A 24,884-nucleotide genomic window follows, 5' to 3' on the forward strand; every position below is an offset into this window, starting at 1 on the left:
TTTGTCACCAATCAATTCGACAAACGCACACAATGAACCGCCTGGAACGAATATCCGCTATACTGGTCAAGCTGCAATCCCGCCCGGTCGTCACCGCACGTGAGATAGCGGATCAGTTCGGTGTAAGTCTCCGGACGGTTTATCGCGATATCCGTTCGCTGGAAGAGTCGGGTATCCCTGTCGGTGGTGAGGCAGGGCTGGGTTACTCGCTGGTGGACGGTTTCAAGCTGCCGCCCCTGATGTTCACGATTGACGAGGCCCTCTCTTTCCTCGTGGCGGAGAAACTGGTCTGCCATCAGACCGATGGCGATACCTACGATGTATTCCGCAGCGGGATGGACAAGATACGTGCCGTGCTGCGGACGGCCGACAAGGATATCCTCCATCATTTCGACCCCTATATCCGTATCTCGGGTATCCACCAGAATACGCGCACCGCCTCTGCCAACGTCCTGCAAACCCTTATGAAGGCGTTGCTGAACAAGAAACAGCTCGTCATGACCTACAAGGCGGGCTACAACTACCAGGTCACCCACCGTACGATCGAACCCCAGGGTATGTTCTTCATGGGCGGTATCTGGTATGTCCTCGCCTGGTGCAAGTTAAGGAGGGATTACCGCACCTTCCATCTCGGCAGAATCGTCCACCTTTGTCTGGGCGAAAACGGTTTCGAGGAGGAGCATCTTCCGCTCGACGAGCTGATCCCCCGGATCTATGATGTAGAGGACGAGATCGAAGTAACGCTCCGCGTCCACCGCGACGTGGCACGCGATACGGAAGTTTCCAAATACACTTACGGACTTTATGAGGAGGTGGCGGATGGGGAGTACTTCGTCCAGAAATACCGGATCTATTCGCTCGACAAGTTCGGCCACTGGTACCTGTCGTTTGCCGACCGGGCGGAGATCATCGCGCCGGAAGCTTTGAAAACGGTCGTCCGGGAGTTGATCGGCAAGATCCGTATCTGAAAGCAACTGTCTCTATCCTTTAACCGTCTCCCGGTTGGTCAGAATCTCGTCCATATGTCCGAGTGCCCAATCTACCAGGCTCTGGATATGAGGCATGAGCGTCGTGCCCATTTCCGTGAGGCAATATTCCACGCGGGGCGGCACTTCGGGATAGACTTTGCGGTGCACGAGGCCGTCGGATTCGAGGGTACGGAGCGTGACGGTCAGCATCCGTTGCGAGATATCGTCGATGGTCTTGTGGATATCGCTGAAACGCATCGTGCCGTTCGCGCTCAGTGTAGTTAGGACCAGCATCGACCATTTGTCGCCAAGCCGGCTGAGGACGTCCCGGACCGGGCAATTTCCTGTAGGATGAAAATTTTTCATTTTATTTCTTTTCGTATGAAGTTGAAACTCAATAATGGTTACCTGCGTGTAAGTAGCTTATTCCGAGGTGCGTTCTTGTTTCTTTCGCTCGGATCATCTACCTTTGCTGCACAAAGGTAATAAACTTACGAAAGGTAACTATTGTTTCACTTAATAATTACAATTATGTCAAAGAAAGTAGCAGTTTTAGCAGTAAATCCGGTGAACGGATCAGGGTTGTTCCAGTATCTGGAAGCATTTTTTGAAAATGGAATTTCTTATAAGGTATTTGCTGTTGCCGAGACGACAGAGATCAAGACAAATTCAGGAATCAAGCTGATCGTGGATGATGTGGTTGCCAACCTGAAAGGGCATGAAGACGAGTTCGATGCGCTGGTGTTCGGTTGCGGCGATGCCGTTCCGGTGTTCAGCGAAAATGCCGGCAAGCAGTACAATCAGGATATGCTGGCCGTTATCAAAGCCTTTGGTGATAAAGGCAAGATCATGATCGGACATTGTGCCGCCGCGATGATGTTTGAGATCGCAGGCGTTACGAAAGGAAAGAAAGTGGCCGTTCACCCGTTGGCAAAGCCTGCTATCCAGTCTGCCCAGGCTACCGACGAAAAATCCGAGATCGATGGCAATTTCTACACAGCACAGTGCGAAAACGCTATCTGGACGATGCTGCCGCAGGTGGTTGAGGCACTGAAGTAATCCGTTCCTCTTCGTCTGAACGCTTGGATGAAGAAGGTATCTAAATGGAAATCAGGTAAACGTCGGGGAAAGGTTATTTAGATAAGATACACTATCCCCGTACGTTTCTATGAGTAATTTACTTTGGCTTTACAGAGCCTACAACTCAAAACGAGTTCTATCAATTAAAGAGTTTTCTCTGGCAATATTGTATGCGTTTAGCAGTTCTTTGAGGGATTTGCCACCAGATAAGCCCATGAGGGTTTCGAACAGGATAGTTACTATATACCAAACAATCCCGATCCTAATAAATGTAGCGTTCTTCTGTTTACCGATTGATGGTATTAATACATACTCCCGCAGTCCACCATTCAGAATGGCGCAAGGGATGAATAACAGCCAGATTAATAACAATTTTAGTATTGTCATAGTTCTGATTTATACATTGAATAGGTTTCCCGGAAAGACGGAGGTGTTACAGATGCCTGCAACCAACTTTTCATTCTCCATGGCCGTCTTTACCAGAGGTACAAAAAGCGAAGTTTTGGGTGTGAACTGGCTCGTTCCGTCAATCAACACTACCTCCTGAATACCGCTGAGTAAACGGACAGTGCACCAAACACTTTAAACAGGTGCTACATCCATATACATCGATTATTTCGTCTCTTGAAGTATAGCGGCTCCAAGTTTTACTTTTAAGTACTCTCCTCTCGCAGATATTGACACAAGTAATGCAGTTTCCGCACTTTGGATATAGAGGCTTACACAAAATCGTTTCCAATGGTGCATCGGTTAAAACCGTACCAAGGCATTGTGCCGCACCATATTCAGGAGTGATTAACAGATTGTTTTTTCCAATCCACCCTAATCCGCCTAGTAAGGCTACGGTTTTATTCGGCAACAGAGATTGTTTATGTGATTCATCAAATTTTCCCTCGGCAATAAGGCTCTCATCTGATTGCGAAAAAGCTTTGTATCCTTTTTCTGTAATATACGTTGCCATATTATCAGCCAATTCATGGGTCCTATTTTCAGTAAGGAGGTATTCGTCGTCATCGAAATTATAATTGTCATCTATCCGGACCTGTACGTAATTGGGGGTATTACATACTTCTTTTATATATCTGGGCGTTAACGGAAGTGTGAAAACAACAGCATTGGGGAATTCTCTGTTTTGTGTTTCCCTCAAATGTGATATATCGACAAAGCGTATCAGCTTCGCTCCTTGATTAATTAATTCGTTTTCTATTTCCTGATTCAAGTATTTCATATTTCTTTCTTTGCTACAGGGATATAAATATCTGTTATTAACTCCGAAGCCGGAGTTTTCTCAGGGGTATTGATATAAGTTTCAAAAGTGAAAGGCTCCCGCAAAGTATAATCACTTGTAGGCAACCAGTCAAGGTAGATATGGCGATACACCCTATTTAGTTCATGGTATAAACCTTTGAAACGAAAAATAGCATATTCTCCTGAAGGAATTTCATAAATGCCAAAGCCTTTAGGAGGCTTAAATGATTGCGACAATGTTACTCCAATCATAAAACGATTGTGCTCTTCAGGCGTAATCAAAGGATAATCAAGAGTCAAGCTTACATATTTGCATCCTTTTGATGACAATTCATAGTTCTCATAGAATTGTAATAACTGTTTCCATAAGACAGAAAAACTATGACCGATATTATTTGTCCTTTCTAACTTCAAATATGCAATGCGCATGTTAGGCACTTTTTCAAGACTCAATTCAACCCGTATAGGATTCTTTCCTTCAGGGCAACCATTGGAATGTTTCTTGCGAAATTCAGGTATAGAACAATTAAAATAACTTTTGAATGCTCTTGAAAGCGTATGTTTATTCTGATAATTGATTTGACCAAGAAGTTCTGGTACACTTATATCTGTCGATATTAACTTGAATGCAATGTACTCCAGTCTTAGTCGGAAGATGTAATTCCCAGGACTATCGCCACAGACTGCTTTAAAAAGTCTACGAAAATGAAATTTAGAAATGCCTGCAACTTGGGATAGCCTCTCTGAATCAAGGTCGTCAAACAAGTGGCAGTTAATGTATTCCTGAACTTTTATAATTAATTCATACTGTACATGAACGGTGTTGATTTTTTGCTTCCATCTTTTGATTTCCGGTAATCGTTTGGACATAATTTCCCTCAATTCCGATGAAGTATGGCTTATCCCGACCTCTCTATAATATTCTTCGGGGAAAAGTCCCCAAAGATAGATGAGATAATCCATCGAAAAGTCATATAGCTTAACTCCATTTTTCAGGCAGTAGTCGCAATATTCCTCATTCTGACCTTCCTTAAGACTGGCATAATCTATATCTAAGGGTATTCCGCAAGTTTGGCAATATTTTGTTTCAGAATTGATTCTCATAAAATTCCTGTTGTTTAAGTGCAAAATTACTCAATAGATTATGGAAAAGGTTACCATAAATGGCTATCTTTTATCTGGGTTGCAAATTCTCTTATTACGTCATATCTCAGCTTTGATGTATGCTTTTGTTATATCATACACTATAAACTATTGATGGATGTGTCTATAAATGCAAATAAACCATTGCTGTCATGCATTAATGGTTGGCTTTTTAAAATGAAATCCCCTCTCCGCAATATAAACCCCGCTCAGGATAAAGACCGAGCCGATCAGGGCGATCACCGTGATGATTTCGTCGATCACGATGGCGGAAGTGATTAGTGTCACCAGCGGGACAATATAGATATAATTGGCCGTGCGGAACGGACCCAGCTCTTTGACTGCCGTGTTCCACATGATGTAACAAAGCATCGATGCTACCACGCCAAGAAACAGCAGGTTAGCTGCAACGACCGGACGGAAGAGTATCGCCGTATCCGTATTCAGCGGATGGAGTAGGAACATCGGGGTTAATGTGACAAGCCCGTAGAAAAACACCTTCCGGGTAATCAGCAATGTCGGATACCGGTTCCCCATCTGTTTCAGTATCAGGCAGTAAAACGCCCACATCAACGCTGCGATCAGCGTCAATATATCTCCCAGTGGATTGATTTTCAGCAGAAAACTACCGTTGAACACGACAAACGCCACCCCGATCAGCGCTATGATCGAGCCGTAGATCAGATTCGGTTTGATCTTCTCCCCGCGGTAAAACAAGAGCGAAAGAAACGCTGTCAGGATAGGAGCGGTGCAGATGATGAGCGACACGTTTGAAGCCAGCGTGATCCCCAGCGCCGTATTTTCGGTAATAAAATAGATCGATCCCCCGCAAAGCCCGGCGGCAACGAACATAAATTCGTCCCGTTTACTCCGGGCAAACAATACCTTCGGTGAAATAAACCAGATGCAGATATAAGCTAGCGCGAAACGGTAAAAAAGAATGTCGACGGGAGACAGCCCGTGCTGTATCAGGATTTTTGTCGAAACGAAAGTCGTACCCCAGATAATAACCGTGATGATTGCGATCAGATGATACCAGTAAGTCAGATTATTCTTTGCCATATTTTTTAAGTTACTATTAACAATGGAGGAAAATGGTACCGCAAATATATGTATTAAGTAAATAGGTTCTGTGTATTTGTTGAAAATAAGGAATTATTCCTATATTTGGGTTCTATACAGGATGATGTGTGTTTTGGGAATATTTTTTACAACGAAAATAGGAAAAAGTACTATGGCAACACTGGATCAGATCGATATTAAAATTTTACAGGCTTTGCAGAATAATGCGAAAGTGAACATGAAAGAGCTTTCGGCGGAACTGAATATCTCGAAAACGCCTGTTTACGAACGGGTGAAAAGGTTGGAGGAGGAGGGTTATATCAGGAATTATGTCGCCCTGGTGGATAATAAGAAGGTGGGACTTCCGCTCGTGGTATTCTGCAACGTCTCGCTGGCGGTGCACAACGACGAGCATATCCAGCGGTTCAAAGCGGAGATACAAGAAATCGACGAGGTGATGGAATGTTATTCGATCGGCGGCATCTACGACTTCTTCCTTAAAGTGGTTGTTAAAGACCTGGCCGCATACGACCAGTTTGTCTTTAACAAGCTCACCAAAGTGAATGGTATCGTCAAGATGCAAAGCTCCTTCGTGTTGAATGAGATCAAGCATACAACCGCCTTGAAGGTGGTGTCGGGTGAATGATACTAGATAGATAGTAAGCAGGCAAGTACTATGATCACGATCATAGTAACTACCAGGAAAATGAGTTTTGTCCGGAACATGTAACGCTGTTCGGTTCGTTCCCTTTCCTTGATCTGATGGTTTATCCTGTCGAACTCTTCGGCACTGATGTCGGGAATATGGGAGGTATATGCTGTACGGGCATCTTTGTCCCGACCGCGGAGACGGTCGAGTTTTTCCCGATCCTCCTTGTTTCTTCGTATCATATCGAATACATGACCTGCAAAACTCATAAGCTTATTGATTTTAATTTCTTTTTTTACTTACCAACTCCAAACGTTCCATCACCATAGTGCTTTTTATCAGGCCAAAAGCGACAGTGACCCGTTTGCCTTGTATATCTAAAACAGTACCAACAGTAGTCTGACCATTCATCCTGACACTATCCCCTTTTTCGATGACATCATTTTCTGTAGGTTGTTTATTAACTGATTTGTCTTTCTTTTCTTTGACTGGTTCCGGAATTTCAATTTGTTTATCTAATTCCTTTCGTTTCTCTTCCCAATATAGCTGATCGCGGACAATAGACTGAAGAAGGTTATCCATATTGATAAAATCGGTACCCATTTTGGCGGATGAGTCGATAATGATATCTTCCGAAAGTCCGATTTTTCTGGCTACTTCAATGCCAAATGAACTTCCAGGGTTACCGATAGACAATTTGTATAATGGTTGCATACGATCAGTGTCGTAAAGCATGGCCCCGTTTATAACTCCATCTGTCTTATAGGCAAAATGCTTTAAGTTTTGAAAATGAGTGGTTATTATGCCAAAACTCCGTTTGCCGTTAAATCTGTCGAGCAATGTTTCGGCTATGGCACCTCCGATCTGAGGCTCTGTCCCGCTACCAAACTCATCTATCAGAATGAGTGTTTTGTTATTACAGTTCTCTACAAAAAACTTCATATTGGTCAGATGTGAAGTATAGGTACTAAGGCTGTTTTCTATACTTTGTCCGTCACCTATATCTACTAGTATATCTTCGAATATTCCTGTCCGTGAATTTTCATGTACAGGGATGAGAAGTCCGCATTGTAACATATATTGAAGTAATGCAACTGTTTTCAGGCAAAGGGATTTACCTCCTGCATTTGCTCCGGAGACGATAAGTAAACGGTCTTTTTCCGTAAGTCTGATATCCAGCGGAAATGCTTGCTTATTTTGTTGGAGCAATTGTATATTCAATAAAGGATGTATGGCTTGTGTCCATTCGATTTGTTGTTTATCTTCCAACACCGGCTTGATGCCATTGATCCGTACGGCGAAAGAAGCTTTAGCACGAATAAAATCTATTTCTCCCATAAACCGATAGGAGCGTTTTATGTCTGCCATGTGTGGACGGACAATATCCGTAAAGCCGATGAGTATCTTTATCACTTCCCGACGTTCGTCATTTTCTAACTCCCGCAGGCGGTTAGTGGCTTTTGCTACTGCTTCCGGTTCGATATATACGGTTTTGCCACTGCCGGAGTCATCATGTAAAATACCTTTTATTTTCCGTTTGTTGGCAGCCCCGACAGGTATGAGCATATGTCCTTCACGTAAACTGGGTTGTGTATCTCTTCCGATTAACCCTGCTGCTTGTGCGTCGCGCATAGCGGTTTGCATGTTGCGCGTGACCGCTTTCGTTGCTTCTACTTTCTCTCTTCGTATATCTGCAAGTCGGCGCGAAGCATTGTCTTTTACCTGGCAGGATTTATCTAATATGGAGTTCGCTTTTTCGGATAACGAAGGGAATACCCTTATTTTATCAGCTATTGAAGTGAGTGCCGGATACTTCACTTTTCCGTTTTCCATTTTTGCGTTATGCAAGAGAGTAACAATGTTATTGATCGTTTGAAGCGAGTTCATTAAGTTTGAAATTTCTTCTTCGACAAACCAAGCTGTAACATCCTCCTCTATTCGTTGCAGGGAATTACGGATATCTAAAAAGAATTCCACAGGGAAATTTTCCTTGTTATGTACAATTTGTGCAAGCTCGCTTGTCTGTTCCAACCATTTTTTTATAGTTTCATAATCAGTAGAAAACTTCATGTTCGTAACCAGTTCTTCACCAAGTGAAGATAGACATTTCTCAGTAATGAGTTGACGGATCGTGTCGATACCTATTTTTTGCTCAAAATTATCCGGGTAAATCATAATTCTATATGATATTTGCTACCAGCCCTCTGTAAGCAGATAAGCTGCTAATATATAATGTATAAAAATAATTGATTAAAATGTGAATTTTCCATATTCCGACAGAGCACTAATATTCTTTCAGACATAGATATTTATATAGTATATCTACATTGTCTGTTCAGTACCATTGACATCTCCAAAGTTAGAGATGTGAACTCGTAATATGGTATTTACACGGAAGCACGACACATAAAAGGGTGATATTTTTTTATTAGGTGCAAATATATAAAATAAAATGATATCAGACAATTAACTCCCTTTATTTATATTGCAGAATATTTCAGAGAGCGGGGTCAAGTGATGCCTCTCAGTTAGAATATGTGGTAAAGAAACTGAAACAGGCTGCCGGGCAGTATGGATGAAACAAGTTCAACGCCAGATGTGTTATTTATATATACAGGAGTTTGATTGTTGAATGTTCTTACTGTTTTATTAGCTGATGATACTAAAATTACGGCATTATCCGGTTTATTATATTCTCTTTTTCTCCCTGCTGTTTCTCTTTTCGGCAGATATGACGGCCTCTGTTGGGCAGCCGGACTCGTTGCGAACGAACGTGGGCGACTCGCTGGTGCGTAAATCCATCTATCCCCCTTCTGCTACCCGGAAGAGCAATCTATATAATCGCTTGTGGGGCGAACACTACCGTTCGCTTTATTCAGTCCCGATCACCGTGCCTTCTGTCACTTTACAGACATTGTGGGGAGGACTGAAGGTGGTGGAGCAGGTCGCCGACTTCCAGGGCTTGCTCTTGGAAAACAACCGGCGACAACTTTGTCTGTTGAAGCCTCTGGGAGGATACACCACCTTTATCGAGTCGGAATTCTTCCAGGAAGTCTACAACAAGAAAGTATTTAAGAATACCTACCTGGACCAGTTTATTGGAGATGCCTACACCATTATCAACCCTTATACCTTTATTTCTTCCGATTACCTGGCACGCTCGACCGGGCTGAGTTCGAACAACTCGAGGATCTTTTACCTGCCGACGCATTCCACACGCGATACCGTTGCCGACGGAACACCTATCGAAAACAAACTGGTGAGCGTGATCGATGTCCCCGATTTCAATACCCGTCCGAATATTCTCCTGACGGAAGACCTTTTGGACACCTTGCAGGTAAACAATAGTTATCGGGTGAACCAGGAGTTTTATATCCGTGAACGCCTATTCGACATGCTGATCGGAGACTGGAACAAGATACCCGAAAACTGGAACTGGATGGCTCACTCCGGCGGTGACAGCCTCGTTTTCGATCCGATCGTTATCGACCGTAACCATGCTTTTACAAAGGTAGACGGCATTTTGTTCAAACAGATGCTCCATGTTTTGGGGCTGGGTTTCATCGTCAACTACGATGCTTCGCTGAAAAGCGTGCGGAAAGAGAATACTTTGGGCTTCTCTCTGGATATGGCGCTGGCCTCCCAAAGCGATGTCTCCGTCTGGATCGACCAGGCACGGTTTATTCAACGCACGTTGACCGACTCGGTGATCGGTGAAGCCTTTTCCCTACTCCCTAAAGGGGTGGAAGGCCACGAAATTGAACGCATTAGCCGCATTGTAAAAGACCGGCGCGACAAACTGGAAGAGATAGCAACGGCCTATTTCGTCCAACTGCAACGGACGCCGGTTATCACGGGGAGCGACCGTTCGGAACGTTTCGTGATAGACCGTCACAACCCGGACAGCCTCTTCGTACAGATCTACGACAAGGAAACCGGGCGATGTGTGTTCGACCGGAAGTTCAGCCGGAAAAAGACCAAGGAGGTCTGGCTCTACGGCTTGGAGGGTGACGACCGTTTTGAAGTTTCCGGAGAGGCCCGGAAGGAAATACCGATTTTTTTTATTGCCGGGAAAGGGGAGAACAGCTATCAGCTTGCATCAGGTCATCATATCCGTATATACGAATATAAATCGAAGAAGGAGGCGCTCGACACGGTGCCTTATGCCAAAAAGATATTTTCGGACCTCCCCGAGATCCACCGGTACGATTATACTAAGATCAAGCATCACAAGATCGCTTTCACTCCTTGGGGAATTTACGACTCGGACAAGGGATTTAGTCTTGGAACCTATTTCACCTATACGATGTACGGTTTCAAGCGTTCGCCCTTTACCTACCAGCACCGCATAGGGTATAATTATCTGCAAGGGTTTATGTATCAGGGGATTTTTCCATCTTATGACGGGCGAAAGATATTTACCATCGATGCTACGATCAGTTCGCGCCGTGACTTTTACAACTTCTTCGGTTTCGGAAACAATACAGACGGCTATAAGGATGCGAAGAAGAATTACAACCGTGTTCATATCCGGCAGTTCCGTCTTTCACCTTCCTTCAACCTCAATTTCAACGAAAAGGAAAGTTTGACCGTGCAAGCTTCGGTCGAAATGTTCAAGGCCCGGAAAACCTCCGACCGTTTCATCAACCAGTATTATCCGGAGAATCACCGTATTTTCGAAACAAGCCTTTTCTTCGACCTCGGAGCAACCATCCAAACGGAGAAAGAACTAGCTTCGTTTATTTCCCGGGTGGCTGGGGCGCTCACGGCGGGTTGGAAGATGAACCTGAAAGATGCAGGGCGCAACTTCCCTTATGCGAAGGCTTCGGTGGCGATGGATGTCCGGATCACCGACCGTCTTACCTGGGCTACGATGGCGAAGACGCAACTGCTTTTCAACAACAAGTACGAGTTTTACCAGGCTGCCACCACCGAACTCCGCGGGTACAGAGACAACCGTTTCATCGGTAAGCAGTCTTTCTACCAGTACTCGGATATCCGCCTGGATATGGGGAAGTTGAAAAATCCGTTTACCCCCTTGAAGTATGGTGTGTTTGCCGGGTTCGATTACGGGCGTGTGTGGTTCCCGGGTGAAGAATCGAAAAGATGGCATACCTCGTACGGAGGAGGAGTGTGGCTGACATTGATCAACAAGATTACAACGAAGTATTCATGGTTCGGTTCGACCGACAGTTTCCGTTTTATGTTTGAGTTGGGACTGGGTTTTTAGCTGATGATCTGATTTTCGGGCAATCTACCGGAACAAACCGTATACGGGTTTGTTTATTATGTAGTACACAATGAATTAAAACAACCAATAGTATGGAGTCAAATGGCGAAAAAAAGATCAAGGTTCTTCCTAACGGACCTTATGAAGTGATCGGGAATGTCCCCCTCAACCAGTTACGTTATGTAGGTAATCACAAAGGAGCGACGACCGGATATAAAGAAATACAAACTTATGCGGTCGAAGGCGTCTGCCATCTCTGCCGCTGCGGCGGTTCGAAGAATAAACCTTTTTGCGACGGAACGCATAAGAAGAACGGTTTTAAGGGTGATACTACGGCAAGTCACGACAGTTACGACGAAATGGCAGTATTGTATGAAGGCAAGGTGGTCGACATGTTGGATGCCGAAAGCCTCTGTGCGGTAGCCCGTTGCTGCGATACACACGGCACCGCCTGGAAACAGGTGGAGGAGGGCAACTCGAAAGAAACCATTGAAATCGTGAAGGAACAATGCGCCAATTGTCCCAGCGGTCGCCTGACTGCCGTTACGAAGGACGGCAAATGGATCGAACCTGTATTGCCCGAAGGCATCAGTATCCTCGAAGATGTCCCTGCCAGTGTGCACGGACCGATCTGGGTGAAAGGTGGTATTCTTATAGAAGATGAAAACGGACGTGCCTATCCTGTGCGCAATCGTGTCACGTTATGCCGTTGCGGCCTTTCGCAGAACAAACCTTTCTGCGACGGCAAACACATGCGTAACCAGGGAGAGTTGGACGATTGAACAAATAGCTGCCGCCCTTTTTTCGGAAAGGATGTACCCTTTTGCAAAAGAGCACGTATCCTTTCCGAAAAAAGGGCGGCAGTTATTTTAGGACAGATAGACAGGGGTTACACTTTACCCTTTACGAACTTATGCCCGATCCAGTAGGTTGCCTGCTCGGCGGTGAACTTCAGAATGCAATATTCCGAGTCGTCTACTCCTTTGGGGAAGTGCTCATAGAACCAGTCCACCCATAGGGCTTTCTTTTCTGTTGCATCGTTCACGATCGTTACTGTGCCGGTCAGTGTTACACTGTCGCCTTCCTTGAAGAAAGAAATGCCGGCTTTCGGGTTATCGATGAAATTCTTTGTCTTTTCAGAACTTGTTCCCGTTGAAAACCAGATTGTATCGATCCCGTCTGTCTTGATCTTCGAAACGACTACGGGACGTGGATAACCATGTTCGTCGATGGAGGCTAATGATACAACCTCGCAGTTATTCAGCAATTCGATTGCTTCTTGTTTAATCTTTTCCATAAAACTATTATCTTATAATATATGTCGTACTTGGTTTCACCTTTAATCTCCCAATATTTGTCGATATAGGGAGACAGCAACGGGCATGGGGAATATTCCTGATACATATAACGGGCTATACGGTTTCTTAAAATTAATTTATGAGGTTTTTACTTTCCTACAAATATAAAATATTTTTCAAAATTTAATTATACCTTTGGAGATTTTAAATAATTAGACCATGATAAATAGAAGAAATTTCCTGAGAAATGCTTCCCTGTTAACCCTTGGCAGCCTGGTAGCCGGAAAGACGGGAGTATCACACGCAGCCAGCCCTGTTAATATGGAAACGGCTGCAAAGAAAAGTATCGGTTTGCAGATTTATTCCTTGGGAGGTGAACTCACCAAGGACGTGCCTGCCGGAATGAAAAAAATCAAAAAAATTGGCTATTCAACGCTTGAACTTGCCGGATACAAAGACGGGAAGATCAACGGTATGGATATGATGGAGTTTAAAAAGATAGCGGAAGATAACGGGTTGAAGATCACCAGTTCGCATGTTAATCCCCCCACAGGGACATATACTCCGGAAAACCGGCAGTCGATCATGGAATTCTGGAAGAAAACGGCCGACGATCATGCCAAATTGGGTGTGAAGTATCTCGTGCAACCCGGACAGCCCAGTACCCGTAGCGTGGAAGAGGTAGCCTATGTGTGCGACACTTTCAACGAAGCGGGAAAGATAATGAAGGCCGCAGGCATTCCTTTCGGATATCATAACCATGACTTCGAATTTGCACGGGTAGTTCCCGGTGGCAAGGAAGCTGTCTTCAACCGCCATAACAAAGGTGAAATAATTTACGATCTGTTCCTGAAAGGTACGGACCCGTCGCTGGTCTTTTTTGAAATGGATGTTTACTGGACCGTGATCGGCCAGAACGACCCGGTGGAATATATGAAGAAATATCCCGATCGCATTCAGTTATTGCATATCAAGGATCGCGCTATTCTCGGACAATCCGGGTTCATGAACTTCGAAAAGATATTTGAACAAGCTTATAAGAATAAGATTAAAGAATATTATGTAGAGCTGGAAGGTATGCCAGACAACCGTACCCAATTTGAAGGGGTAAAGGATTGTGCCGCTTATTTATTGAAGGCACCGTTTGTGAAGTGATAACCTAATCGCACAACTTATGGGCCGGTACGGGAAACTGTACCGGCTTTTTTTGTAATTCCCCACATTGGGGTGGGGAAAAATTCCACACTTCCACACTTTGTCCACACCGGCCACTTTTAATACTGTGTCCTGGTAAAATATGTAACTGTCTTATAATTAGTGGTGTGTGGGGCTTTTGACGACTTCTGACCATTTTGGCATATCGTTTGCATTATTCGTAAGCGTAGGGGAAACAATTGTTCCTCCTACCCTAAAAATGATGATGAAGTTTAGAATTTAGAATAAGTGTAAGTATCTATCTCCCGATATTGTTTTCTAATATGTATTAGATTAGCAAAAACTTATCGATTGATAAAGGCCGCTCCGCCTGCGAAGGTAGAGCGGCTTCATTTTTATAGTTGCAACGAATTCGACAACTTCTCCAGCCACATCGGTAAAGTGTTGAGGTGGTTGATGCGGTCGTCGATGTAGGTAGGGGCGAAGAGATTTATCTGCAAGTCCTTGCATTTCTCCTGCAAATGCTCATCCACCGGATAGTAACTGGCCAGTACCGCCAGGGAAATATCACCGCCATAGGTTTCGCGAACGGCGTCTACCTTATAAATATCGTTCTGGGTGACTTGGCCGGATTTACACTCGATAAAGATCAACTGCTGCTGGTTGTTGAGCAGGACGTCTACCTCGTTCTTGGTCCTTGAATTGTCGGCCTCTGTACGGAAGATGACGCTTTGCCATACTTCGGGATGCGACGGGTGGTGCTGGCTCCACACCCTGACCTTATGGGCAACCAGTGTTTCCCACCAACGGCCCTTGAAGAACAGCATGCTGGCGTTGGAGGTAACCAGCTTTAGCAGTACATGATTTTGTTGCGCGATCAGGAACGTATCCTGACGGAGCTTGAAGCGAAGCCCGTTTTTGAAGACCCGTGAAGCGGGCAGACGCGAAACTTCCCGGTTACAGAACAGGTTGAAAAACTTCTGGATCATGGTGTGTTCTTTCGGATATTGTTCGATGAACTGCTTGATCAGCGAGGCAGCTTGTATGTCGGTGTCGCTCAGTTGTTTTGCATCGCGGTAGTCGGAAAGAACGTTTCCGCTGAGGCCCAGTATCTCTTTGTTGTCCAGTTGACTCTTCATCGGCCGCTTCTCGAAGTTGTCAAGCCACACCAAGTCTCCTAGTTGGGTGAGGTAGAAAGCCGGTACGTTGTGCTCCTTCGCGATGGTAAAGGCGGCAAAAGCCATCAGTTTCGTACCTTCCGACAGGTTGTAGGCGAAATCGTCCGAAGGATAAGTCGCATGTATCTTCCGGCAGACGTTGCGCACGTCTTCCCCGTCATAGGGTTCGGTGCGGTAAAGCGTGCGGTGCACGGAAGTGGGGAGGAGCGGGAATAAGGGGCCGGCTACGTCCTTCGTTTCGTTGGTACAAAGCAGGTGGACATGGTCGGGCGCAAATTCTTTTATCCCGTGATATACGGAAGTGATGTCTTTTCCGAGTAATATGATCTGATGTTTCATGTTATATATCATATATGAATTAAAGTGCTAAATGTAGTATTATTTTCGATATAATTCATATCTTCGCTCCCTAATCAATCGCTGTTTATATAGCAAATGGAAATATTTATTATTATCGGCCTTATCTTGTTGAATGGTATTTTGTCTATGTCTGAAATCGCTCTCGTGTCCGCCCGCAAGGCCCGGTTGGAACTGGAGGCAAAAAGAGGTAATAAATCAGCACAAACAGCTTTGAAGCTGGCCGGCGAACCAGACCGGTTTCTATCGACTATCCAGATAGGTATTACGCTGATCGGTATCCTGACCGGTTTGTATTCAGGAGAGGCGTTTGCCTATAATCTGGCAGAAATGGTACGTCATGTTTCTGTTCTCGAACCTTATGCCGTGGGAATATCTAAAACAACTATCGTTATCATAGTAACTTACCTGACACTTATCATGGGCGAGCTTGTGCCGAAACGTATCGGTATGGGATATGCTGAACGTGTATCCATGCTTGTGGCCAAGCCGATGTACCTGCTCTCGAAGCTGGCTTCCCCTTTTGTATGGCTGTTGTCGAAAAGTACCGCCCTTACGATCAAAGTAACCGGTATCAAGGCGAACGAAGATAATAAGGTGACGGAAGAAGAAATCAAGGCAATCGTGAAAGAAGGTTTCGATGGTGGCGAGGTACAGGAGGTGGAGCAGGATATCGTGGAACGTGTCTTTAACCTGGGCGACCGCAATGTCGGCTCGATCATGACGCATCGTAGTGACCTGGTGTGGCTGGATGTTACCGACAGTATCGAGAAGATACGCGAAAAGGTGCAGGAGAATTTGTATAATATTTATCCGGTTGCTTCGGAGAAGTTCGATAATATCAAAGGAGTCGTTTACCTCAAAGACTTGTTCGGCCGGATAGACGAGCCGGATTTCTCGCTCGAAGAAGTGATACGCCCGGCACAGTACCTGCCTGAGAACCAGAGTGTATATAATGCACTCGAGCAGTTTAAGCAGGCACGTGTGAAATATGGTATCGTAACGGACGAGTTCGGTGGTATACAAGGTATTGTAACCCTCAAGGATATTATGGAAGGATTGATCGGCCAGGTGCCCGAAATGGGCGAGGAGGCCGAGATTACACAGCGGGCCGATGGTACGTGGCTGGTGGACGGCCAGTATAACTTCTACGACTTCCTCGAATATTTCGATATGGAAGACCTTTACGCCGAACATGATTACAACACGTTAAGCGGCTTGATCCTCGAGATCCTCGAACGTGTTCCGAAGACAGGGGAGACATTAAGTTGGTTGACTTTCCAATTTGAGATCGTGGACATGGACGGTGCACGTATCGATAAAGTATTGGTTTCAAAGATAGATTAGTCTATTGTACCGGAAAGAAAAAGCGGGTTCACCTAAGGACCCGCTTTTTTTATAGCTCTTTAATTTTATGAAGTACTTCCATCTTTCCGAAGAGGATCAGTTTGTCGTCGGCTTCCAAGACCAGATCGTCGGTCAGCGGGTCTATCACATAATATTCGGTTTGTTTCAATCCGATCAGGTTATGTGTTTCCCGGGCACGTTCGACACTCACCAGGCGGATACCGAAATTCGTCTGGAAGTCGATTGTCTTTAAGCTCTGCCCCACCAAGGCTCCGGGTGTCTTTATAGTGTACAGGTGATGGGTCTCCGTTACCTGGTACCAGCGCTGGAACAGGTCGCCGAGCAAGCTCTGGGAGGCATAGGTGGCAGCATAATCCTGTTCGGGACGGATGATTTCAGCTACTCCGATAGAGCGGATCACCGTTTCATGGATCGGGGAGATCGAACGGACGATCAGCTTGCCGGCATCCAGGCTCTTCAATAAAGCGACGGTTTGTACCGATGTTCCGAAGTTCTTGCCGTACGTAACGAAAATAGCATCCATTTCGCTTAACGGAAGTGTGTTGAGTGCATCCCGGTCGGTCGTATCGAGGCTGACGGAGCCCGAGATCGTTTGCTTCACGGCTTCCACTTTATGCAGGTTCAGATCGACTCCTATTACTTCATCGCCGATACGGGTAAGGTTCTCCGCTATGGCGCGTCCCAGATTTCCTAATCCTATTACAAGAAATTTCATAAGGCGTAATTTTATTACATTAATATATTTTCCTGGGGATATGTGTAATCCCTCTTTTTGTATTCCCGGATGAAGCATACCACGAAGGTAAGTACTCCGATACGCCCGATCAGCATGGCGCTGATGATGATCAGTTTACCCTGAACAGATAGTAACGGGCTGAAGTTCAGGCTCGACCCTACTGTACTCAAAGCCGAAACGACTTCGAAGGTAAGTGTAAAGACCGGAGTCCCCTCTTCTGTATAGGATAATATCCATACAGCCGTCGATGCGAAGAGGAAATAGAGTACGATCGTTGCAAAAGCACGGCGGATGGTGGAAGGGGATATTTCACGTTTGCGGATTTCTACTTTTTCCTTTTCCCGTGCCACATTCAGGGCCGTAAGGATAGCTACCAGTACGGTGGTCACTTTCAATCCGCCACCGGTCGACATCGGGGCGGCGCCGATCACCATCAGGATGAGTGTCATCATCAGGGTGACGGGCCGGAGTGCATCCATATTGGCGATGGTGAATCCGGCAGTCCTCGGAGTAACGGCACCAAGCAACGAATCGGCCAGTTTTCCTTTCAGCGGGAGTCCGGCCAGGGTGTTGTCTACCTCAAACAGATAATATAGAACTGTGCCTCCGATGATCAATGTCAGGGTGCAGACTACTACTATATAAGTGTGTATGTTGATAATACGTGGTGTATGGATATAATGTTTCTGTTGCCCGATTACGATCTTGAAAGTATTGACGATGAAATGTCTTAATAGTTTCAGGTAGTTGAATACAATCGGGAAACCCAATCCGCCGAAGATGATCAATAGTGAGATCCATACGTGTAAGTTGTAGTTATGTTCGACTACCGGGTCGCACATATTCCCGCTAAGGGTGGAGATACCGGCGTTACAGAAGGCGGACACAGCATGGAAAGCGGCAAAGAACAGGTCGTCCTGGGTATTGCCTCCCGGAAGTGTCCCCCGGATGTCCATATAAATAAAGTAAGCCCCTACGCCTTCGATGAAGAAGGTAACGAACAGAATGTTCAGGATCACTTTGAACAGGCCACCGATACGGTCTTCGTTCAACATATCTTTCAGGACCAGTTTGCTGGTGAACGAGGAATGTCCCATGAAGGAGAGTGCGAAGAAGCTGGTGAAGGTCATTACTCCGATCCCGCCTATTTGTATCAGGATCATAATGATGATATGCCCTATGTGCGTGAAGGTGGTTGCCACATCGACTGTTGTCAGCCCTGTTACGCAGACAGATGTTGTTGCAGTGAACAAAGCGTCGACGAAATGGATCGGCCGCGTGGTAGCGTTGGGTAACATCAGCAGTCCGGCCCCGATCAGGATCACGAAGATGAAACTGAGCAGGAAGAGTAGGGACGGTTTTATGTGTGTCTGCATCAACGTGAACGTCTGCCTCGAAAGATGAATGACGCTTAACAGCAGGATCATCGTGTAAACGAACAGGGGATTCGACAGGAATTCGAGGTAGGGAAGCGATTGCGCAATCGCTTCTTTAAAGAAGACCTTGGCCGACAGGACTGCGAAAAGAAGGAAATAGATCCCGATGTCCAGGTACAGTAATTTCTCCTGTATGATTTCATTGAAGCGGACGATGTACCGTAACGTAATCCCGATAAAGAATGCAAGCAGGATATAAATACGGCTCAGGTATAAACTATGAATCGTTTCGCCCGTCTGCTGGAACCCGAACTGATAGATAAGAACAAATAGGGAGGCAATAGATGCCAGGAGGATGATACCTTCAGCCACGATATTCAGGAGACCTTTCATATTGGCCCAGTACATCCGGCATGAGAACTGTATGTGTTTTATATCCATGATGAATCTTAATCTGTAACAAAAGTATTAATAAAAGTATTTTAGCGCTCGAATAGTTCGGAAAGTTTTGATAAAGCATGTTAACGGAAGTGTATCGGCCTGAATTTCATAATATTGTTTGGTCTACATTATGGCGTATGTTTGTTATTGTATTAGGTAAGATAGTAAATTCTCAGATAAATAGAGTATTATAATTAGTAAAAAAATAGTTTTGTATATTTGTTATTTGAGAAAATGCTTATATTTGTGGCGGTTTAATGTAATATTATGGAAACACGTATGGAAAATAAAAAGATGCTTTTTTCGCATGTGTCTGTCGATTGCGTCCTGTTGGGGGTTAAAGAAGATACGCTTTGTGTATTATTGGTTGAGAGGAAAATAGACAAAAGTGATGAAAAACACTATAAGTTACCGGGAAGCCTGATTTTCGAAAACGAAGACCTCGACACTGCTGCTTACCGGGTATTCAACGAAGCGACCGGTTTGAAACGGGTCCCCCTGAAGCAGTTCCGTAGCTTCGGATCACCTTCTCGAACAAAAAATAAGGATGATATGCAGTGGCTGGAAAATGCCATGAAATTGAAGATCGAAAGGATCGTTACGGTGGCATATCTGGCATTAAGCAAGATCGGAAGAAAATCTAACCCTACTAATAAATATAATTCACTGGCCTGGTTCCCCGTTGACGCACTGCCCGCTTTGCCGTTCGACCATAAAGAAATCATTGGAGCTGCTGTGGAGGAAATCCGTGACTGGATTGAAAAAGAACCGTCTATCGTTTTCGACTATCTTCCTATGAAATTCACAGCTTATCAGTTAAGACGCACGTATGAGATCATCTACAATAAGGAAATGGATGTCCGTAATTTTCATAAGAAGATGAGTTCGCTTGAATATGTCGTGCCTACGGATGAGGTGGAAGAAGGAGTGGCTCATCGTGCTGCCCGCTATTATCGTTTCGATAAGGTGAAATACAACAAATTACATTCTAAGTTTAATAAAAACTAATCGTTCTGGATATGTATTTATTAGGTTGTGATATAGGAAGTTCATCCGTCAAGGCATCTATTGTGGATGCTAATTCGGGACTGACGGTGGGTGCCGATTTTTATCCGAAAGAAGAAGCCCCGATCAAGGCTGTGAAGCCCGGTTGGGCGGAACAGAATCCTGACGACTGGTGGAAATACCTGAAGGAAGCGATCAAAGGTGCGATTGCTCAAGCCGGAATCGACGGGAGTGATATAAAAGCGATCGGTATCTCTTACCAGATGCATGGATTGGTTCTGGTGGATAAGAAGATGGATATATTGCGTCCGTCTATTATCTGGTGCGACAGTCGTGCCGTGCCTTATGGCGAACGTGCTTTTAAAAATATAGGGGAGAAGCAATGCCTGTCGCATCTGCTGAACTCGCCTGGTAACTTTACGGCAGCCAAGCTGGCCTGGGTGAAAGAATACGAACCGGAGTTGTTCCGTTCGGTACATAAGTTTATGTTGCCGGGAGATTTTATCGCTATGCGGATGACCGGTGATATCGTTACTACCATATCCGGATTGTCGGAAGGCATCTTCTGGGATTTCAGAAATGAAAAGGTGTCGACGGATCTGATGAATTATTTCGGTTTCAGCGATGAACTGGTTCCGGAGATTCGCCCGACATTCGGTTTGCAGGGCGAATTGCTAGGCTCTGTAGCCTCCGAGTTAGGACTGAAAAAAGGAACACCGGTGACCTACCGTGCCGGCGATCAGCCGAATAATGCCTTGTCACTGAACGTTCTCAACCCTGGTGAGATAGCTGCTACCGGTGGTACGTCAGGAGTTGTGTACGGTGTAAACGGTAAAGTCAATTACGATACGCTTTCACGGGTAAATACTTTTGCCCATGTAAATCACTCTCCTGAACAGACCAGGCTCGGTGTCCTGCTTTGCATTAACGGGGTCGGAATCCTGAACTCGTGGGTCAAGAAGAACGTAGCCCCGGAAGGGATCACCTATCCGGAGTTGAACGATGTTGCAGCCGGTGTGCCTATCGGATCGGATGGCTTGTCTATCCTGCCGTTTGGTAACGGGGTGGAACGTATGTTGCAAAACCGGCAAATGGATTGTTCTATTCATGGTCTGAATTTCAATACGCATAGTAAGGCTCATTTAGCTCGTGCCGCACAGGAGGGAATCGTATTCTCTTTCAAATACGGTATGGATATAATGAACGGGATGGGGATCGATATAGATGTGATCCGTGCCGGGAATGCCAATATGTTCCTGAGTCCGGTTTTCCGTGATACCTTGTCGGGTGTTACCGGTACCGTGATCGAACTGTTTGATACCAACGGGGCAGTGGGTGCTGCTAAAGGCGCCGGTATCGGAGCTGGTATTTATCAGTCGGCGGAAGAAGCGTTTGCCTCTCTGAAAAAGATCGATGTGATCGAACCGGACGGACTGAAAGCTGATAAATATTGTGCTGCATACAGCACCTGGAAAGAACGGCTGGACAAGCTGATGGCAGATAATAATATACCAATGTAATATAAATCATTTAAACTATTAATTTCATGAACTTTTATAAAGGCGAAAAAGAATTCTTCCCCGGAATAGGAAAGATTCAGTTTGAAGGACGCGAGTCAAAGAACCCGATGGCATTTCATTATTATGACGAAAACAAGGTGGTGATGGGTAAAACACTGAAAGACCATCTTCGTTTTGCGATGGCTTATTGGCATACCCTTTGTGCTGAAGGGGGCGACCAGTTTGGCGGCGGTACGAAAACATTCCCCTGGAATGTAGCTTCCGACCCGATCAGCCGTGCCAAATATAAGATGGATGCTGCGTTTGAATTTATGACAAAGTGTAGTATTCCTTATTATTGTTTCCATGATGTCGACGTGGTTGACGAAGCTCCTACGCTGGCTCAGTTTGAAAAAGATCTCCAAACGATGGTCGGTCATGCCAAGGGACTTCAGCAGGCAACCGGAAAAAAACTGTTATGGTCTACTGCTAACGTATTCGGTAACAAACGCTATATGAATGGGGCTGCTACCAATCCTTATTTCCCTGCCGTAGCTTATGCCGGTACCCAGATCAAAAATGCGATCGACGCTTGTATCGCCCTGGGTGGTGAAAACTATGTATTCTGGGGAGGACGCGAAGGATATATGAGCCTGCTGAACACCGATATGAAACGTGAAAAAGATCACCTGGCCATGATGCTTACCATGGCACGTGACTATGGTCGCAAGAATGGTTTCAAAGGAACTTTCCTGATCGAACCGAAGCCGATGGAACCTACCAAGCACCAGTATGACATAGATTCTGAAACGGTGATCGGCTTCCTGCGTCACTATGGCCTGGATAAAGACTTCGCCCTGAACATCGAAGTGAACCATGCAACGTTGGCCGGACATACGTTCGAACATGAATTGCAGGCTGCTGTAGATGCCGGTATGTTGTGCAGCATCGATGCTAACCGCGGCGATTACCAGAATGGTTGGGATACCGACCAGTTCCCGATGGATATCTATGAACTAACCCAGGCATGGTTGGTTATCCTGCAAGGTGGCGGACTGACTACCGGGGGGACAAACTTCGATGCGAAGACACGTCGTAACTCGACCGACCTGGATGATATCTTCCTGGCTCATATCGGTGGTATGGATGCTTTTGCACGTGCCCTGATAACGGCTGCTGCTATCCTTGAACAGTCTGATTATAAGAAGATGCGTGCCGAACGTTACGCCAGCTTCGATAGTGGTGAAGGGAAAGCGTTTGAAGATGGAAAACTAACCCTGGAAGACTTGCGTACGATCGCATTCCGTGACGGTGAGCCGAAACAAATCAGCGGCAAGCAGGAACTGTATGAAATGATTCTCAATTTGTATATATAAAAATAGTTACAAGGAGTAACTCTTTCCCCTCTCGAGAGGGGATTAAGGGGTGTGTTAAAGCTCGTTATAAGGCGGGACTATAACACACCCCCTGCCTCCTCTCGAGAGGGAAAAAGTTACTCTTAATCTAGTAGATATGAAAAACAACAATAGTTACATTTTTGGCCTTACCCTCGTTGCAACCCTTGGAGGGTTATTATTCGGATATGATACAGCTGTCATTTCCGGGACTGTAGAATCACTAAGAAAATTCTTTATCGAACCTTACGGACTTCCGCTCGACCAGGCGAATTCGCTGGAAGGATTTGTGGTCAGCAGTGCGCTGATCGGTTGTATTTTGGGAGCCTCTTTTGCCGGCTGGGTCAGCCAGCGGTACGGTCGTAAGCCGACATTGATCGTGGCGTCTATTCTTTTCCTGCTCTCGGCGATCGGTTCGGCATGGCCCGAATTCGGATTGGGATTGCCCGGAAGCGGGGATCATACTTATATGTATTTGTTTGTAGCTTACCGTATCCTGGGTGGAATAGGGGTCGGTCTGGCTTCGATGGTATCACCTATGTATATCGCTGAGGTTGCCCCGGCTGACCGTCGTGGTAACCTGGTTTCGTGGAACCAGTTTGCTATAATCTTCGGTATGCTGGTCGTTTATTTTGTGAATTACACGATCGCTCTGCAGGGAGATGCTACGTGGTTGAATACGGTGGGTTGGAGATGGATGTTTGCTTCCGAAATCATTCCGGCTGTGTTCTTTTTCACCTTGTTGATGTTTGTGCCCGAAACGCCCCGTTACCTGGTGATGCGTGGAAAGACGGAGAAAGCATTGACAATTCTCGACCGTCTGATGGAGAAAGACGAGGCGGCGAAAGAGTTGGTCGATATAAAGGAAAGTTTTAAAGAAAAGGCGCCTTCCATGCGTCCGTACTTCCGTTTTATGGGAGCGTGGCTGGTTTTGTTCCTGTTGGCTTACGGGGCATTGGAACTGGCTGGTAATACAAGTGCGTTGGAGATTGCTTTGATCGGCAGCTTCTTTGTATCGTTGGTGTTCCCGATCCGTTCGTATGGCGTACTTATCATTATGGTAGGTATTCTCTTGTCCGGCTTCCAGCAGTTTGTTGGTATCAACGTGGTACTCTATTACGCTCCGGAGATATTTAAGACAATGGGGGCTGCTACTGATGCCGCATTGCTGCAACAGATCGTTGTGGGCGCAGTAAATCTGTCGTTTACCGTATTGGCAATCTTTACCGTCGATAAGTTCGGCCGCCGTCCGTTGATGATTATCGGTGCTTTGATTATGGCTGTTTCCATGATAATCCTGGGGACTACCTTCTATACGCACTCGGTAGGCATCGGTTCGCTGGTCTGCATGCTGGTTTATACAGCAGGGTTTGCCATGTCGTGGGGACCGGTTTGCTGGGTATTGTTGGCTGAAATATTCCCGAACTCTATCCGTTCTACCGTAATGAGTATTGCCGTAGCCGGACAGTGGATAGCCAACTTCCTCGTATCGTGGACTTTCCCGATGCTCGACAAGAACCAGTACCTGACAGAAACTTTCAATCATGGTGTGGCCTACTGGATATACGGTCTGATGGGTATCCTTGCTGCCGCTTTCATCTGGAAGTTCGTGCCCGAAACAAAGGGGAAGACGTTGGAACAAATGGAGCAATACTGGAAAAGATAATGCTATTCTAGTGCTTTTTTTGTAAGTTTGC

General features: G+C 45.5%; 21 protein-coding genes. 11 read left to right on the forward strand and 10 right to left on the reverse strand.

The window, feature by feature from the left end; genetic code table 11:
* Positions 1-32: 32 nt before the first annotated feature.
* Positions 33-968, forward strand: a complete 936-nt coding sequence (locus tag M1P97_RS02060) for a helix-turn-helix transcriptional regulator (protein WP_249388251.1) — start codon at positions 33-35, stop codon at positions 966-968.
* 12 nt (positions 969-980) lie between these two features.
* On the opposite strand, the gene M1P97_RS02065 is transcribed toward M1P97_RS02060, so the two are convergent.
* Positions 981-1,334 (reverse strand): winged helix-turn-helix transcriptional regulator, encoded by a 354-nt coding sequence (locus tag M1P97_RS02065; RefSeq protein ID WP_249388252.1) that lies wholly within the window; start codon positions 1,332-1,334, stop codon positions 981-983.
* Positions 1,335-1,499: 165 nt separating this feature from the next.
* On the opposite strand from M1P97_RS02065, the gene M1P97_RS02070 reads away from it, so the two are divergent.
* Positions 1,500-2,027, forward strand: coding sequence for a DJ-1/PfpI family protein (locus M1P97_RS02070; protein ID WP_195372811.1), 528 nt, complete (start codon positions 1,500-1,502; stop codon positions 2,025-2,027).
* 547 nt (positions 2,028-2,574) lie between these two features.
* On the opposite strand, the gene M1P97_RS02075 is transcribed toward M1P97_RS02070, so the two are convergent.
* The 3 genes from M1P97_RS02075 to M1P97_RS02085 all read right to left on the reverse strand — a co-directional run bounded on the left by M1P97_RS02075 (position 2,575) and on the right by M1P97_RS02085 (position 5,501).
* The gene (locus M1P97_RS02075) at positions 2,575-3,276 is read right to left on the reverse strand and encodes an epoxyqueuosine reductase (protein WP_249388253.1); all 702 of its coding nucleotides are present in this window, start codon (positions 3,274-3,276) and stop codon (positions 2,575-2,577) included.
* Positions 3,273-4,400 (reverse strand): GyrI-like domain-containing protein, encoded by a 1,128-nt coding sequence (locus M1P97_RS02080; protein ID WP_195372809.1) that lies wholly within the window; start codon positions 4,398-4,400, stop codon positions 3,273-3,275. Before M1P97_RS02080 ends, M1P97_RS02075 begins: the two co-directional genes overlap by 4 nt.
* A gap of 189 nt (positions 4,401-4,589) precedes the next feature.
* Entirely contained in the window at positions 4,590-5,501 is a 912-nt protein-coding gene (locus M1P97_RS02085; protein WP_249388254.1) for a DMT family transporter, read from the reverse strand.
* Between the two features lie 172 nt (positions 5,502-5,673).
* Here M1P97_RS02085 and M1P97_RS02090 point away from each other — a divergent pair, with 172 nt between their 5' ends.
* Complete coding sequence (locus tag M1P97_RS02090; protein ID WP_195372807.1) at positions 5,674-6,147, forward strand: Lrp/AsnC family transcriptional regulator; 474 nt, start codon at positions 5,674-5,676, stop codon at positions 6,145-6,147.
* A 2-nt stretch (positions 6,148-6,149) separates the two neighbouring features.
* On the opposite strand, the gene M1P97_RS02095 is transcribed toward M1P97_RS02090, so the two are convergent.
* Positions 6,150-6,419: a hypothetical protein gene (locus M1P97_RS02095; protein ID WP_249388255.1), complete on the reverse strand. Its 270-nt coding sequence runs from the start codon at positions 6,417-6,419 to the stop codon at positions 6,150-6,152.
* Positions 6,420-6,432: 13 nt separating this feature from the next.
* Positions 6,433-8,325 (reverse strand): endonuclease MutS2, encoded by a 1,893-nt coding sequence (locus tag M1P97_RS02100; protein ID WP_249388256.1) that lies wholly within the window; start codon positions 8,323-8,325, stop codon positions 6,433-6,435.
* A 481-nt stretch (positions 8,326-8,806) separates the two neighbouring features.
* Here M1P97_RS02100 and M1P97_RS02105 point away from each other — a divergent pair, with 481 nt between their 5' ends.
* Positions 8,807-11,380 (forward strand): hypothetical protein, encoded by a 2,574-nt coding sequence (locus M1P97_RS02105; protein ID WP_249388257.1) that lies wholly within the window; start codon positions 8,807-8,809, stop codon positions 11,378-11,380.
* A 92-nt stretch (positions 11,381-11,472) separates the two neighbouring features.
* Positions 11,473-12,162 carry a CDGSH iron-sulfur domain-containing protein gene (locus M1P97_RS02110; RefSeq protein WP_195372803.1) on the forward strand — a complete coding sequence of 230 codons (690 nt, stop codon included), beginning with the start codon at positions 11,473-11,475 and terminating at the stop codon, positions 12,160-12,162.
* Between the two features lie 107 nt (positions 12,163-12,269).
* On the opposite strand, the gene M1P97_RS02115 is transcribed toward M1P97_RS02110, so the two are convergent.
* Positions 12,270-12,677, reverse strand: coding sequence for a pyridoxamine 5'-phosphate oxidase family protein (locus tag M1P97_RS02115; protein ID WP_195372802.1), 408 nt, complete (start codon positions 12,675-12,677; stop codon positions 12,270-12,272).
* 220 nt (positions 12,678-12,897) lie between these two features.
* On the opposite strand from M1P97_RS02115, the gene M1P97_RS02120 reads away from it, so the two are divergent.
* Complete coding sequence (locus tag M1P97_RS02120; RefSeq protein WP_195372801.1) at positions 12,898-13,833, forward strand: sugar phosphate isomerase/epimerase family protein; 936 nt, start codon at positions 12,898-12,900, stop codon at positions 13,831-13,833.
* Positions 13,834-14,228: 395 nt separating this feature from the next.
* Here the strand turns inward: M1P97_RS02120 and M1P97_RS02125 are convergent, their stop codons facing one another.
* Positions 14,229-15,362, reverse strand: a complete 1,134-nt coding sequence (locus tag M1P97_RS02125) for a Card1-like endonuclease domain-containing protein (RefSeq protein WP_249388258.1) — start codon at positions 15,360-15,362, stop codon at positions 14,229-14,231.
* Positions 15,363-15,446: 84 nt separating this feature from the next.
* On the opposite strand from M1P97_RS02125, the gene M1P97_RS02130 reads away from it, so the two are divergent.
* Positions 15,447-16,715: a hemolysin family protein gene (locus M1P97_RS02130; RefSeq protein WP_249388259.1), complete on the forward strand. Its 1,269-nt coding sequence runs from the start codon at positions 15,447-15,449 to the stop codon at positions 16,713-16,715.
* 49 nt (positions 16,716-16,764) lie between these two features.
* On the opposite strand, the gene M1P97_RS02135 is transcribed toward M1P97_RS02130, so the two are convergent.
* Together M1P97_RS02135 and M1P97_RS02140 are read right to left on the reverse strand one after the other, a co-directional pair.
* Entirely contained in the window at positions 16,765-17,451 is a 687-nt protein-coding gene (locus M1P97_RS02135; RefSeq protein ID WP_249388260.1) for a potassium channel family protein, read from the reverse strand.
* A gap of 14 nt (positions 17,452-17,465) precedes the next feature.
* On the reverse strand, positions 17,466-19,289 hold the full coding sequence (locus M1P97_RS02140) for a TrkH family potassium uptake protein (RefSeq protein ID WP_195372793.1): 1,824 nt from the start codon (positions 19,287-19,289) through the stop codon (positions 17,466-17,468).
* 267 nt (positions 19,290-19,556) lie between these two features.
* Here M1P97_RS02140 and M1P97_RS02145 point away from each other — a divergent pair, with 267 nt between their 5' ends.
* From M1P97_RS02145 to xylE, 4 genes are all read left to right on the forward strand, one after another.
* A complete protein-coding gene (locus tag M1P97_RS02145; protein WP_195372792.1) occupies positions 19,557-20,297 on the forward strand; it encodes an NUDIX hydrolase in 741 nt (246 codons plus the stop codon).
* An 11-nt stretch (positions 20,298-20,308) separates the two neighbouring features.
* Complete coding sequence (locus M1P97_RS02150; protein ID WP_195372791.1) at positions 20,309-21,814, forward strand: xylulokinase; 1,506 nt, start codon at positions 20,309-20,311, stop codon at positions 21,812-21,814.
* 26 nt (positions 21,815-21,840) lie between these two features.
* Positions 21,841-23,169: a xylose isomerase gene (gene xylA / locus M1P97_RS02155; protein ID WP_249388261.1), complete on the forward strand. Its 1,329-nt coding sequence runs from the start codon at positions 21,841-21,843 to the stop codon at positions 23,167-23,169.
* A gap of 136 nt (positions 23,170-23,305) precedes the next feature.
* Positions 23,306-24,853, forward strand: a complete 1,548-nt coding sequence (gene xylE, locus M1P97_RS02160) for a D-xylose transporter XylE (RefSeq protein WP_249388262.1) — start codon at positions 23,306-23,308, stop codon at positions 24,851-24,853.
* Positions 24,854-24,884 lie beyond the last annotated feature (31 nt).

The sequence above is a fragment of the Parabacteroides leei genome, from assembly GCF_023369805.1.
Taxonomy (GTDB): Bacteria; Bacteroidota; Bacteroidia; order Bacteroidales; family Tannerellaceae; genus Parabacteroides; species Parabacteroides leei.

Excerpts from the sequence above, each read along its gene's own strand:
- M1P97_RS02060 (WP_249388251.1), top strand. The coding sequence starts at position 33 with ATGAACCGCCTGGAACGAATATCCGCTATACTGGTCAAGCTGCAATCC.
- M1P97_RS02065 (WP_249388252.1), bottom strand. The coding sequence starts at position 1,334 with ATGAAAAATTTTCATCCTACAGGAAATTGCCCGGTCCGGGACGTCCTC.
- M1P97_RS02070 (WP_195372811.1), top strand. The coding sequence starts at position 1,500 with ATGTCAAAGAAAGTAGCAGTTTTAGCAGTAAATCCGGTGAACGGATCA.
- M1P97_RS02075 (WP_249388253.1), bottom strand. The coding sequence starts at position 3,276 with ATGAAATACTTGAATCAGGAAATAGAAAACGAATTAATTAATCAAGGA.
- M1P97_RS02080 (WP_195372809.1), bottom strand. The coding sequence starts at position 4,400 with ATGAGAATCAATTCTGAAACAAAATATTGCCAAACTTGCGGAATACCC.
- M1P97_RS02085 (WP_249388254.1), bottom strand. The coding sequence starts at position 5,501 with ATGGCAAAGAATAATCTGACTTACTGGTATCATCTGATCGCAATCATC.
- M1P97_RS02090 (WP_195372807.1), top strand. The coding sequence starts at position 5,674 with ATGGCAACACTGGATCAGATCGATATTAAAATTTTACAGGCTTTGCAG.
- M1P97_RS02095 (WP_249388255.1), bottom strand. The coding sequence starts at position 6,419 with ATGAGTTTTGCAGGTCATGTATTCGATATGATACGAAGAAACAAGGAG.
- M1P97_RS02100 (WP_249388256.1), bottom strand. The coding sequence starts at position 8,325 with ATGATTTACCCGGATAATTTTGAGCAAAAAATAGGTATCGACACGATC.
- M1P97_RS02105 (WP_249388257.1), top strand. The coding sequence starts at position 8,807 with ATGATACTAAAATTACGGCATTATCCGGTTTATTATATTCTCTTTTTC.
- M1P97_RS02110 (WP_195372803.1), top strand. The coding sequence starts at position 11,473 with ATGGAGTCAAATGGCGAAAAAAAGATCAAGGTTCTTCCTAACGGACCT.
- M1P97_RS02115 (WP_195372802.1), bottom strand. The coding sequence starts at position 12,677 with ATGGAAAAGATTAAACAAGAAGCAATCGAATTGCTGAATAACTGCGAG.
- M1P97_RS02120 (WP_195372801.1), top strand. The coding sequence starts at position 12,898 with ATGATAAATAGAAGAAATTTCCTGAGAAATGCTTCCCTGTTAACCCTT.
- M1P97_RS02125 (WP_249388258.1), bottom strand. The coding sequence starts at position 15,362 with ATGATATATAACATGAAACATCAGATCATATTACTCGGAAAAGACATC.
- M1P97_RS02130 (WP_249388259.1), top strand. The coding sequence starts at position 15,447 with ATGGAAATATTTATTATTATCGGCCTTATCTTGTTGAATGGTATTTTG.
- M1P97_RS02135 (WP_249388260.1), bottom strand. The coding sequence starts at position 17,451 with ATGAAATTTCTTGTAATAGGATTAGGAAATCTGGGACGCGCCATAGCG.
- M1P97_RS02140 (WP_195372793.1), bottom strand. The coding sequence starts at position 19,289 with ATGGATATAAAACACATACAGTTCTCATGCCGGATGTACTGGGCCAAT.
- M1P97_RS02145 (WP_195372792.1), top strand. The coding sequence starts at position 19,557 with ATGGAAACACGTATGGAAAATAAAAAGATGCTTTTTTCGCATGTGTCT.
- M1P97_RS02150 (WP_195372791.1), top strand. The coding sequence starts at position 20,309 with ATGTATTTATTAGGTTGTGATATAGGAAGTTCATCCGTCAAGGCATCT.
- xylA (WP_249388261.1), top strand. The coding sequence starts at position 21,841 with ATGAACTTTTATAAAGGCGAAAAAGAATTCTTCCCCGGAATAGGAAAG.
- xylE (WP_249388262.1), top strand. The coding sequence starts at position 23,306 with ATGAAAAACAACAATAGTTACATTTTTGGCCTTACCCTCGTTGCAACC.